General features: G+C 63.8%; 10 protein-coding genes and 1 tRNA gene. 6 read left to right on the plus strand and 5 right to left on the minus strand.

The annotated features are described in order from the left end of the window. Positions 1–77: 77 nt before the first annotated feature. The 3 genes from SAMIE_RS13435 (at position 78) to SAMIE_RS13445 (ending at position 2,958) form a co-directional block, all read left to right on the plus strand. Positions 78–875, plus strand: coding sequence for a hypothetical protein (locus SAMIE_RS13435; protein WP_126516843.1), 798 nt, complete (start codon positions 78–80; stop codon positions 873–875). 230 nt (positions 876–1,105) lie between these two features. Next, on the plus strand, positions 1,106–1,408 hold the full coding sequence (locus SAMIE_RS13440) for a hypothetical protein (RefSeq protein WP_126516844.1): 303 nt from the start codon (positions 1,106–1,108) through the stop codon (positions 1,406–1,408). Further along, positions 1,405–2,958, plus strand: coding sequence for a recombinase family protein (locus SAMIE_RS13445; RefSeq protein WP_083952643.1), 1,554 nt, complete (start codon positions 1,405–1,407; stop codon positions 2,956–2,958). Before SAMIE_RS13440 ends, SAMIE_RS13445 begins: the two co-directional genes overlap by 4 nt. Here SAMIE_RS13445 and SAMIE_RS13450 read toward each other — a convergent pair. Next, positions 2,918–3,008: transfer RNA gene (locus SAMIE_RS13450), tRNA-Ser, on the minus strand. The genes SAMIE_RS13445 and SAMIE_RS13450 overlap by 41 nt on opposite strands. 139 nt (positions 3,009–3,147) lie before the next feature. Continuing rightward, positions 3,148–4,407: an MFS transporter gene (locus tag SAMIE_RS13455; protein WP_066704104.1), complete on the minus strand. Its 1,260-nt coding sequence runs from the start codon at positions 4,405–4,407 to the stop codon at positions 3,148–3,150. A 125-nt stretch (positions 4,408–4,532) separates the two neighbouring features. Here SAMIE_RS13455 and SAMIE_RS13460 point away from each other — a divergent pair, with 125 nt between their 5' ends. Further along, a complete protein-coding gene (locus SAMIE_RS13460) occupies positions 4,533–6,557 on the plus strand; it encodes a TonB-dependent receptor plug domain-containing protein (RefSeq protein WP_066704107.1) in 2,025 nt (674 codons plus the stop codon). Between the two features lie 85 nt (positions 6,558–6,642). Here SAMIE_RS13460 and chrA read toward each other — a convergent pair whose 3' ends face one another. Beyond that, complete coding sequence (chrA, locus tag SAMIE_RS13465) at positions 6,643–8,013, minus strand: chromate efflux transporter (RefSeq protein ID WP_126516845.1); 1,371 nt, start codon at positions 8,011–8,013, stop codon at positions 6,643–6,645. Further along, positions 8,010–8,963, minus strand: coding sequence for a chromate resistance protein ChrB domain-containing protein (locus tag SAMIE_RS13470; RefSeq protein ID WP_066701674.1), 954 nt, complete (start codon positions 8,961–8,963; stop codon positions 8,010–8,012). Before SAMIE_RS13470 ends, chrA begins: the two co-directional genes overlap by 4 nt. A 45-nt stretch (positions 8,964–9,008) precedes the next feature. Between SAMIE_RS13470 and SAMIE_RS13475 the strand changes: the two genes are divergently transcribed. After that, positions 9,009–10,340, plus strand: a complete 1,332-nt coding sequence (locus SAMIE_RS13475; RefSeq protein ID WP_162849067.1) for an alginate export family protein — start codon at positions 9,009–9,011, stop codon at positions 10,338–10,340. A gap of 72 nt (positions 10,341–10,412) precedes the next feature. After that, positions 10,413–11,036 (plus strand): 5'-methylthioadenosine/S-adenosylhomocysteine nucleosidase, encoded by a 624-nt coding sequence (locus SAMIE_RS13480; protein WP_066701696.1) that lies wholly within the window; start codon positions 10,413–10,415, stop codon positions 11,034–11,036. Positions 11,037–11,046: 10 nt separating this feature from the next. On the opposite strand, the gene SAMIE_RS13485 is transcribed toward SAMIE_RS13480, so the two are convergent. Beyond that, the gene (locus tag SAMIE_RS13485) at positions 11,047–11,583 is read right to left on the minus strand and encodes an adenine phosphoribosyltransferase (RefSeq protein ID WP_066701672.1); all 537 of its coding nucleotides are present in this window, start codon (positions 11,581–11,583) and stop codon (positions 11,047–11,049) included. Between the last annotated feature and the right edge of the window lie 6 nt (positions 11,584–11,589).

Consider the following 11,589-nt stretch of genomic DNA (forward strand, 5'->3'; position numbering starts at 1 on the left):
ATAAGGCATTATTATTTTTACCTACAATTTGCGGCAAATTTATCTAAAATTTTATCTATCCCGATGTATCCTTTCACGTGACCGTCGAAAACCTGATTGCCCTGCAAAGCTATTCTAGCGATGCGGACACCATTGACCTGACGAAGCCCATCAGAAGGGCGTTGAAAACCGAATTTCAACGCACCGGGCTATCTGCGCGCCTGCTGTTCAAGGGACTGCGCGATCTGCCATCCGGTCTTGATGCCCGAACCGTCAATGGATGGTTGCGCGCATCACCTTCGGCGCGTGTCGATCATCTGAAATTTGTCTGTGCCGTGTTGGCAGCTCTTCCATCGGCAACGGATTGCCCGGACGGAATAGCGCATAAATCCAAGAGTGGTCCGCGAGGGCGCGATGAGCATCGTATCGACGTCACATCCGACATGGTTGTGCGCTTCAGGCATGAACTGACGCGATCAGGCCAATCCGTCGAAGGTCTTGCAAGGCATGATACGGCTCCGGCAGGTTTGACGCTTGGCGTTCTGGTGGCGCTACGCCGTGGAAGCGTCCGAAAGGTGCGCGCCGATCACTGGGATTTTCTCATCGGTCATTTATCCGGCCAGCCTGACAAGTCGCCCCGTGAAGTGCGAGAGAATTACCCATCACCTCGACGCGACGGATATCGCAAGATCAGTCGAGCGGATTTCTACGCCCTTCGCCACGAGATTGAGCGGACTGGCATTCCAGCCTCGAAAATTCTCGATAAGGCAACAGTGCCGCACGACAAGCTCAATGGCTCGATGGTAAAAGCGTGGACGCTGCGCCAGACGGTAACGGCCCTTCCTGATCATATAGAATTCGTGCTGGCACTATATCGCATACAGCCGGATGCATGAAGCGTCGCAGCACGCAGGAAAATTGCATCCTGCATTTCCTTGATGTTACGATGTAACAATAAGCTGAAAGCGGAAGCGAAGGCAAAAATGATAAGGGCGTGAGGGACGCCCAATATTTAGGGGAATGGCTAGGGGGCTTTCGATTATCCCCCCGCGAGCGCCATGACGCGCTCGTAGATCAACCTGACCATGCTCAATCGAGCGCCGCTGTAGCGGCGGGGACGGGTTTGATGAAACCTCTGACGCCAGACGAAATGGAAGAATTGCGCTCATCAATGAGCCAGCTTCATCTGCCGGATACCGAAAAAGACGAAATAATCCGCTATCTGGATTCGATAGCAACATCTTTCGTCGATCAGGCTTTTGGATTTCATCCGCTTCAATTGTCCCTTTCTGCACGGGCAAACTATGCTTTCAAAGGGCATAGCCGCCATGCTAGTCTGACAGCGACCGCGAATGCGGAAATTGTTGACCTCCGGGAGGAGGGCGCGCTCAACATCGACGACACCCCGAAGGGGTATTTTGCGCCATGAGAAAAACCGATCAAAAAGCTGTTGTTTATTGCCGGGTTAGCACCAAAAAGCAGGCCCGGGAGGGTAATGGTCTTGCCTCACAGGAAACTCGTTGCCGGGAATATGCAGGCCATCGCAATCATGAAGTGATTGCCGTCTTCATGGACGACGTGTCGGGCAAGCTCGCCAAGCGTCCCGGCTTCGATCAGATGATTGCGTTCATGCGGAAGAACCGCAAGCTGGGCATCGTCGTCATCGTCGATGACCCCAGCCGTCTCGCGCGCGAAGTGCGTACTCATTTCGATTTGAAAGACCTGATCGTCCTTGCCGGAGGAACGATTGAATCGCCGAACCACGATTTCGACGATGACCCCGACAGCGTTTTTCTAGAAACTTTGACCGCCACGCTCGCCCAGCATCAGCGGTTGAAGAATGGTCAGCAGGCGACATCGCGGATGCGCGCGCGGATGCAGTCGGGTTTCTACGTCCACAATCCAACGCTCGGCTATGTGTACGAGAAAAGCCCGGCGGGCGGGAGCGTGCTGGTAAGGCGAGAGCCGATTGCCTCGATCATCGCCGAGGGTCTTGAGGCCTTCGCGAGCGGGCGTTTGGGTACGCAGGCGGAATTCAAACGCTTCCTTGAAGCGCATCCCGCGTTCCCCAAAACACGCCACGGGCATGTTACCAATCAACAGGCCAAGCGCATCCTGACACACCCGCTTTACTGCGGACTGATTCAGAGCAAGAAGTGGGACGTGTCACCGCGCAAGGGTCATCACCCCGCACTGATTTCTGTCGAAACCTTCGAGAAGAACCAAGAACGCTTGTTCGGGAAGCCGATGGCCCCGGCGCGGGCCGACGTCCACATCGACTTCCCCATGCGCGGGGTCGTGACCTGCGGCTGCTGCCATCACCCGATGACGAGCAACTACAGTACAGGGCGGAGCGGCAAGCGTTTCCCATACTATGTCTGCCGCCATCGCGGTTGTGAGAAATTCGGCAAGTCCGTCCGGCGTGAAATCGTCGAGGACGCTTTTGAGTCGCTGCTTGTGAAGCTCAAGCCAAGCGATGCGCTCTTCGACCTATTCTCCAAGCTGTTTCGGAAGCGTTGGGATGAGGCGAGCGGCAAAGCGAAGGAGATGAAGGCCACGCTTCGAATCCAAGCCGCTGCGGCGGACAAAAAGATTGCTGGCCTGCTCGACCGTATCATGGCTTCTGAAAGCGCAACGGTCATCAAACGCTACGAGAGCGAGATTGAGATTCTGGAGCGCGACAAACTCGTGATCGCGGAAAAAACGGCGAAGTGCGGGACCGCTCTACCAGACTACGACGCGACTTTTCGAACCGCTTTTGATTTTATCGGAAACCCTTGGAATCTTTGGAAGAATGGGACCTTTGAGGACAAGAGAATCGTTCTAAAACTGACTTTGGACACCCCAGTCGTTTATGACTGGAATGAGGGTGTTCGAACCCCTGAATTATCCTTCCCCTTCAAGGTGTTGAAGGCTGTCGGCGATCAAAATGGTGAATTGGCGGAGCGGGAGGGATTCGAACCCTCGATACGCTTTTGACGTATACTCACTTTCCAGGCGAGCGCCTTCGACCACTCGGCCACCGCTCCGCATGAACCTGATTTTCGCTGGAAGCGGGTTCAATCAGCTTCTTTTCCATCGCACTGGAAGGCGGCTCCCTATCGTGGGGAGGCGGATGAGGCAAGGGCAAAAGGCGCGCGCGTCGAGCCACCACTCTGGCGTGCCGCGTCAAGCGTCGAGCCGCCCCTCAGGAAGCGCAAACAGCACAGGAAGGCAGGCCAGCGCCACAATCGCGATCATGATGCCGGGGGCCGCCGGTGAGCCGCTTTGGCCGATGGCCCATTGGGCGAGCAACGGCGTCAGGCCGCCGAACAGGGCTGTTGCACTCGTAGCGCCCAGCGCGAGACCGCTCAGGCGTTCACGCGCGGGGAATTGCTCAGCCGTGGCGACGGCGCCCACGGCACTAACGCCTCCCGCCAGCGCGGCGAGCGCCAGCGCGCTCCCCACGACAGCGAGAGCATCCGCTCCAGCAAGCAGTCTGAACGCCGGATATGGCAGCGCCGCAGCAAGGATGGCCAGAACGACCAAGGTCGGCCTCCGCCCGAACCGGTCGGCGGCGATGCCCGCGAACGGGGTCGCCACGATCACCGCGACAGCGGCCAAGGTAGCGAGCTGTAACGCGAGTGCTTCGGAAAGGCCGCCCTGCGCCACCAGATGCACCGGCAGGTAGGTGATGCCGATATAATAGGTGATCGACCCCAAAGCGGAGATGACGAAGCCACGCATAATACCGGCGCGATGGTGCGCCAGCGCTTCGCCGACCGGTCTTCGGGAGAGGGTCCCGGCTTCACGTGCCGCTTCGAACGCGGGTGATTCCGCCATGAACGATCGCACGATCAGGATCAGCCCGGCCAGCAGCGCGCCGAAAAGGAAAGGCAGCCGCCACCCCCAACTGTCGAGCGCCGGCGCTGGCAGCAGCGAAACGGTCAGCGCGCTGATCCCGGCGGCCAGCAGACCGCCCACCTCGCTCGTCGCGGCGGCCAGCGAGGTGACGAGGCCGCGCCTGTGAACCGGCGCGCCTTCCAGCATATAGGCGACGACGCCGGTATATTCTCCGCCCACGGCGAAACCCATGATACAGCGCAGGAGGATCAGCAGCACGCCCGCCAACGGACCGATCTGCGCCGCGGTCGGAAGCAGGGCCGTCGCCAGCATCGCGGCCGTCATCAGCGTCATCGACGCCAGCAGCGTCGTGCGGCGTCCGTGCCGGTCACCGAAATGACCGAACACCATCGCACCGAGCGGTCGCATGAGATAGGCGACGGCAAAGCCGGCCAGCGCCGCGAGCACGGGATCGTGCCCGACGAAGAAGAGCCGCGCTATGACTGTCGCGAGATAGAGAAACAGGGTGAAATCATACCATTCAACAATGGTGGAAAGCGCGGCGAGGACCAGCGAGGGGCGGTCGAGGGAAGGCGGAGCGGCCATGGGCAACCCTAGCCGCGCGGACCGGCGGGGACAATGTGGCGGTTCCCGTCCCGACAGGGAAAATTATGCAGCTTATCCTTTGGACGGAGTGACAAGCTCGCGCCTTGAAGGCAGAAGGCCGCGCCATGAAACATGCGCCCTTGATTACGCTTGCGTTACTAACCCCCTGCAGCGTTCACGCGCAGGACAATGCGGGCGGCCCCGCGCCCACGATCATCGTAACCGGCACCGGCCTTGGACAGCCGCCGGGCGCTCCGGCTTATGGGTCAGTCGAGATCGACCGGGCGCGGCTGGTCGACAATGCGCCGGGGCGGATCGAGAATCTCCTTGCCGATGTGGCCGGGTTCCAGCAGTTCCGGCGGTCGGACAGCCGCTCGTCCAACCCCTCCAATCAGGGCGCAACACTGCGGGCGCTGGGCGGCAACGCGTCGAGCCGGACGCTCGTCCTCCTGGACGGCGTGCCGGTGGCCGATCCCTTCTTCGGCTATATCCCGTTCAGCGCCATCGTGCCTGACCGGCTGTCATCGGTGCGGGTGACGCGGGGCGGCGGGATCGGCCCCTTCGGAGCAGGCGCGGTCGCAGGCACGATCGAGCTTTCGAGCGCGACGCGCGACGCGTTGCCCGCCTTCTCCGCCAGCGCCTTTACCGGTAGCCGGGACGCCACCGAAGTAGCTGCGTCCATCACGCCGGATCTGGGCAACGGCTATGCCAGCCTGTCGGGACGCTGGGACCGCGGCGACGGGTTCCAGACGACGCCGCGATCCCAGCGGGTGAGCGCAACGACGCCCGCCGCCTATGAAAGCTGGTCGGCCAATCTGCGCGCCGTCGCGCCGCTGTCTGCCAGTGCGGAAGTCCAGTTCCGCGCGACGCTGTTCGAGGATCGCCGGACGCTGCGCTTTCGCGGCGCGGACAGCATGAGCCAGGGTCAGGATGCCAGCATCCGCCTTGTCAGCCGCGGGCCGTGGCAGGTCGACGCCCTTGCCTATCTTCAGGCGCGCAATTTCTCCAACATCGTCATTTCCGCCACCAGCTTCCGCAAGTCTCTGGATCAGCGCAATACGCCGTCCACGGGTATCGGCGGCAAGCTGGAACTGCGCCCCCCTGTCGGCGCGGACCATGTGCTGCGGATCGGGGCGGACACGCGCTTTGCCCAGGGCGACATGATGGAGGACGCCTATAACGCGAACCTCGCGGCCAACCCGCTGACCGCCCGGCGCCACGCAGGAGGAAAGCAGGTCACCACGGGCCTGTTCGTGGAGGATGACTGGACGCCCCCTGCCTTCGATGGGCGGCTGGTGCTGACGGCGGGCGCGCGGGCGGATCACTGGTCGATCAGCGATGCGTCGTTCAGGTCCGTGGGGCCGACCGGCGTCGTGACCAGCACGAGCAACTTCCCTGACCGGTCCGACTGGGCCTTTTCCGGGCGGGCGGGCGCGCTTTATCGGGTCAATGAGGCGTTGTCGCTTCGCGCCGCGGCCTATAGCGGCTTTCGCCTGCCGACGCTGAACGAGCTTTACCGTCCGTTCGTGGTCTTCCCGATCACGACGCAGGCCAATGCGGCGCTCAAGCCCGAAAAGCTGAAAGGCGCGGAAGCCGGGCTGGAACTTCATCCGGCGAAGGGCGTGGATCTGGCGGCGACCCTTTTCGTCAACCGGCTGGACAACGCCATCGCCAACGTGACTGTCGCACCCAACACCCGACAGCGGCAGAATGTCGACGCAGTGCTTGCGCGCGGGATCGAACTGACGGCAAGCGCGGCTCTGACCCCGCATCTCTCGCTCAGCGCATCCTACGCCTACAGCCACAGCAAGGTGGATGCGCCGGGCACTGCGCTCGACGGACTTGCCCCCGCGCAGTCGCCGCGTCATTCGGCAAGTGCGACAGCGATGTGGACAGTTGAAAACGTGTTCTCGCTGTCCGGGACCGTTCGTTATGTCGGACGTCAATATGAGGACGACCTGCAGACCGATACGCTGCCCGACGCGCTCACCGTCGATGGTTTCGCGCGCTTCCCCATCGGCCGAACTGTCAGCCTGATCGGCCGCGCCGAAAATATCTTCGACGCGCGGGTGGTGACGCGCAATGCGGGCGGGTCGATCGACCTCGGCACACCGCGCACATTATGGATCGGGGTGCGGATCGGCGGTTAGGCCGAAGACCGCCGATCCCTGAAACGGCGCGACAAGATAGCGCGTCCGGGTGCCAGCGCACGCTCCATCCCATGTGGCGTGGAGTTCAGACTGCCAGCCGGATCGCCGCTCCGGCCACAGCGCAGGCTGCTAAAACCGGCAACACACCCATCCGGAACCGGAACACGGCAACCAGCGCGGCGGCGGACAGGGCGGCGGCAATCGGGTCGATGGAGGACAGGACCGGCAGGTCGATGGTTCCCGTCGCTATCGTTACAGGTCGTACCTGCCGAAACAGGCTATGGATCGCGAACCACAGTGCGAGGTTCAGGATGACGCCGACCACCGCCGCGGTGATCGCGCCGAGTGCCGCCGAAAGCGCCCGGTTGCCGCGCAGCCGCTCGACAAAGGGGGCGCCCGCGAAAATCCAGAGGAAGCAGGGCAGGAACGTCACCCATGTCGTCAGCACCGCGCCCAGTGTCGCGGCCAGAAGCGGCGTCAGCGCACCCGCGTCGCGATAGGCGGCCAGGAAGCCCACGAACTGCGTCACCATGATGAGCGGTCCGGGCGTGGTTTCCGCCATGCCGAGACCATCGAGCATCTCGCCGGGCCGCAGCCAGCCGAAGCCCTCCACCGCCTGCTGCGCCACATAGGCGAGCACCGCATAGGCGCCGCCGAAGGTCACGACCGCCATCTGGCTGAAGAAGCTGGCGATCCGGAAGAAGGTCGCTTCATCGCCCAGTGTCAGGAACAGCGCCAGCACCGGACCGAGCCAGAGCAGCAGCAGCGTCCCGCAGATGCGCAGCGACCAGCGCAGATCGGGTCGCGCATGGTCGGGCAGGCCTTCGCCCAGCGCCGTGTCGCGGTCATGGACAATCGCTCCCTGCCCATGCCCTCCATGGCCAGCCCCGCCAAACTGCGCCAGCCCCGCCCGCCCGCCCGCATAGCCGGCGAGGCCCGCCGCCAGCACGATCAGCGGGAAGGGCGCGCCCAGAAAGAAGATCGCGACGAACGCCGCTGCCGCGATGCCGCGCATCGCGCCGTTGCGCAGGGCGCGCGATCCCACGCGCACCACTGCCTGCGCCACGACCGCCAGCACCGCCGCCTTGAGACCGAAGAACAGACCTTCGACCAGCGGCACATGGCCGAGCAGGACATAGACAAAACTCAGCGCCAGAATCGCAAGGAAGCCGGGCAGCACGAACAGGCCGCCCGCCACCAGCCCGCCCTTCGTCCTATGAAGCAGCCAGCCGATATAGATGGCCAGTTGCTGCGCTTCCGGACCGGGCAGCAGCATGCAATAGTTGAGCGCATGCAGGAAACGCCCCTCGCCGATCCACTTTTTCTCCTCGACGAGAATACGGTGCATGACCGCGATCTGGCCCGCAGGCCCGCCGAAGCTGAGCGCCGCGATCTGCGCCCATGTCTTCACCGCTTCGGCGAAGGATATGCCATGATCGGGTGTCGGGCGGGTCATGTCGCGGTCCTGCTGCTGAAATAGGCATGGAACTGGTTCAGCGCATCGCTTCCCATCGCGATGCGCTGGAGATCGTCGTCGCTCGACGCGCAGATGCCAGACAGTATCGCGCCAAGCCCCGCCGCTTCGGGCCGCGCGAACCTGCCGTCGCCGATGTCGAGGTCATGGATGATCTCGCCGATGGCGACGAGCGCCGCGTCGCCGGTCAGCTCCGCATGCAGCAGCAGCGTTTCGAAGCTGCACCGGTCTTCTTCATGCGTGATTTCGCCGTCCGCCATATCGAAACGCAGCTCGTCGGGTTGCGGCGTGTGATGCCGTGCATCGACGAAACGAAAGCGGGCCTTGCCGTCGATAAACCGCCGGATCGCCCAGGCGCAGGCGATGCGATCGACATGCACGCCGCTGCGCGTCACCCAGATACGCCTCTTGAGATTGAGCGGCTGTTCCGGTGGGTGCGCGTTTGCCCGGCCGACGTCGGGATGGGCGTAACGCTGGCGGTCGAGATCGGCGAGCGCGGCCTGTGCCGCCTGCTGGCCCGGCGCGCCGAAAAAGTCGATCGCTTCGATGTCAGCCATGCGCTTCTGCAGCCGCGCGATCTCCGCGCCGCTGACAGGCCCGGTCTCGAGAAGCTGACGTGAAGACTCGACGATCTCCCGATAGTCCGCGTCGCGGGCGGCGTCGAACAGTTGCCGCACATCATCGTCGCTCTGCCCGGCAAGAAGCCGCGCGTCGATCAGGGTCGCTTCGCCGCCGCTGGCGTTGACTTCCTCCATCAGCGCGCGGAACGCCACCTCCGCTTTGGGCGTGCGCGGCAGCACATGCGCGGCGTTCTTGAGCGGCACGGCTCCCATCGCCTGCAGCCGCCGCCAGATTTTCACGCGTGCATAGGGCGGCCGGGCGGGCAATTGATGCAGGAGTGCAAGCCAGCCATTGGCATCAGGCGTTGTCATGATGCATATGTATCAAATCAATTGATTTGGAGAAATAGCTGTATCATGAAATTGTGGCGTTGCCTGTCGCTGCTCGTGCTGGCGGTCCCGGTGTCCGCCGACGCCCGTGACGGGCTGACGCTGTCGGGCGCGACCCGGCTGCGGTTCGAGAGCATTTCGGGGCAGGCACGCGCCGGTTATGACCGTGATGACAGTCTGTTCAATATCCGCACGCAGGTCGCCGCCGATTACCGTTCGGGCGGCTGGCATATCGGCGCGGAACTCTTCGACAGCCGCGTCTATGGCGACGATCCCGGCACGCCGGTTTCGACCGGGGAAGTGAATACGCTCGAACTGGTTCAGGCCTATGTCAGCCGGGACATTCGCGCGCCGATGGGCGCGGGATCGCGCCTGACGCTGACGGCGGGGCGGATGATGCTGAATCTCGGCTCCCGGCGTCTGGTCGCGGCGGACGATTATCGCAACACCACCAACGGCTATACGGGGCTGCGGGCCGACCTCACCGCGCGGCACGGATTGAGCGCCGTCGCCATCTACACCCTGCCCCAGCAGCGCCGCCCCGATGACCGCGACGGCATCCGGAACGCGCGCGTCCGCTTCGATTATGAAGGGCTGGATCTGGTGCTGTGGGGCGGCATCGTTAGCAAGGCGGGCCTTCCGGGCGGCGTGATGGCGGAGGGAAGCTATTTCCACCTCGGCGAGCGGGACGAGCCGGGTCGCCCGACGCGCGACCGGTCGCTCGACACATGGGGCGGGCGGATCATCCGCGAACCCAAGGCGGGATTGGTGGATTTTGAAGTCGAGGCGTTCCACCAGACCGGCCATATCAGCGCCTCCGCACTTCCCGACGCTGCCCGCCAGCAGGTCAGTGCCGGTTTCTTCCATGCCGATGCCGGTTATACGTTCCCTGTCGCCTGGACGCCGCGCCTCAGCGCCGAGTTCGACTGGGCGAGCGGTGACCGGCCGGGCGGGCGCTACGGCCGGTTCGACACGCTGTTCGGAATGCGCCGCGCGGACCTCGCGCCAGCCGGGCTCTACAATGCCATGGCGCGTACCAACATCCTCGGTCCGGGGCTGCGGCTGGAAGCGACGCCGAACAAGGCGTGGGACTGGTTCGTCGGCTATCGCGCCTTCTGGCTCGCCTCCCGCACCGATGCCTTTTCAGCCACTGGAGTGCGCGATGCGAGCGGTGCGTCAGGCCGCTTTGCCGGGCATCAGATGGAGGCGCGGCTGCGATACTGGCTGATCCCCAAAAGGCTGCGCTTCGAATATGACGGCGTGGCGCTGGCCAAGGGGGCGTTCCTGCGCAATGCACCCAACGCGCCTGCGGGCGACTGGACCCTCTATCATTCGTTCAACCTGACCGCCTCCTTCTAGCCCCCGCTTGCGCCCGTCGATCCGCCCGCTATGGCGGAGTCACGAGCGGGGAACGACATGGCGCAATGCGAAATGCTGGCGGGCAAGCGGGTGCTGTTCGTCATGGCGGTCGAGATGGAATATGGGCCGCATCTGCGGGCGCGGTTCGATGCCTTGCTGACCGGCGTCGGCCCGATCGAGGCGGCGCTCGCCACCGGCATGGCGTTGCAGCGCATGGCGGCGGATAACGCGCTGCCCGACCTGATTGTCTCGCTCGGCTCGGCAGGATCGCGGCGTTGCCCGCTGGGCGAGATATTTCAGGTGCGGAGCGTGTCGTGGCGCGACATGGATGCGTCGCGGCTGGGCTTCACCAAGGGGGTGACGCCGCTGATGGATCATCCGGTGGACGTGCCGCTCCTGACGCCGCTCGACCTGCCGTCCGCGCGCCTTTCGACCGGCGCGAATGTGGTGGGGGGCGACGATTATGCCGCCATAGACGCCGATATGGTCGACATGGAAACTTTCGCCATAGCGCGTGCCTGCGCGCGGTTCGGGATACCGATGACGGGATTGCGCGGCATTTCCGATGGCCCCGGCGAACTCGACCATATTGATAGCTGGACGCAGCTTCTGGACCTGATCGACGAGCGGCTGGCGGTGGCGGTGGACGGGATCGAACCGGCGCTGCTCGCAGGAAGGCTCGATCCGGCGGCCTGACGGCGGCGCGTCAATGCCCCTCGAAAGTGAGTATCGCTTCCGCCGGAATCCCTTGCGCCTTCAATGCCGCCATTCCGCCCAGATCGGGAAGGTCGATGGCGAAGAGCGCCATCAGCACGCTCGCGCCCTGCTCCTGCAGCAGTTGCGCGGCGGCGATGGCGGTGCCGCCCGTCGCGATGAGGTCGTCAATCAGGATGACGCGGCTGCCCACCGGAGCCTGCCCTTCATGCAGTTCCAGACGGTCGGTGCCATATTCCAGCACATAGTCGATGCCCACTGTCGGACCGGGGAGCTTGCCCGCCTTGCGCACCGGCACGAAGCCCTTGCCCAACGCCGTGGCGAGCGCCGCCCCCAGAATGAAGCCCCGCGCCTCGATCCCGACGATGAGGTCGGCGTCGAGCGGACGCGCGATTGCGACCAGCCGCTCGACCAGTTCGCGCAGGCCTTCGCCATCCGCCAGCAGCGTCGTGATGTCGCGAAACTGGATGCCGGGCTTGGGGAAATCTGGGATTGTCCGCACGAGAGCGGTCAGCGTGTCGCGGCTCATGCCCGC

The organism is Sphingobium amiense (genome assembly GCF_003967075.1).
GTDB classification, from domain to species: Bacteria; Pseudomonadota; Alphaproteobacteria; order Sphingomonadales; family Sphingomonadaceae; genus Sphingobium; species Sphingobium amiense.

Excerpts from the sequence above, each read along its gene's own strand:
- SAMIE_RS13440 (WP_126516844.1), top strand. The coding sequence starts at position 1,106 with ATGAAACCTCTGACGCCAGACGAAATGGAAGAATTGCGCTCATCAATG.
- SAMIE_RS13445 (WP_083952643.1), top strand. The coding sequence starts at position 1,405 with ATGAGAAAAACCGATCAAAAAGCTGTTGTTTATTGCCGGGTTAGCACC.
- SAMIE_RS13455 (WP_066704104.1), bottom strand. The coding sequence starts at position 4,407 with ATGGCCGCTCCGCCTTCCCTCGACCGCCCCTCGCTGGTCCTCGCCGCG.
- SAMIE_RS13460 (WP_066704107.1), top strand. The coding sequence starts at position 4,533 with ATGAAACATGCGCCCTTGATTACGCTTGCGTTACTAACCCCCTGCAGC.
- chrA (WP_126516845.1), bottom strand. The coding sequence starts at position 8,013 with ATGACCCGCCCGACACCCGATCATGGCATATCCTTCGCCGAAGCGGTG.
- SAMIE_RS13470 (WP_066701674.1), bottom strand. The coding sequence starts at position 8,963 with ATGACAACGCCTGATGCCAATGGCTGGCTTGCACTCCTGCATCAATTG.
- SAMIE_RS13475 (WP_162849067.1), top strand. The coding sequence starts at position 9,009 with ATGAAATTGTGGCGTTGCCTGTCGCTGCTCGTGCTGGCGGTCCCGGTG.
- SAMIE_RS13480 (WP_066701696.1), top strand. The coding sequence starts at position 10,413 with ATGCTGGCGGGCAAGCGGGTGCTGTTCGTCATGGCGGTCGAGATGGAA.
- SAMIE_RS13485 (WP_066701672.1), bottom strand. The coding sequence starts at position 11,583 with ATGAGCCGCGACACGCTGACCGCTCTCGTGCGGACAATCCCAGATTTC.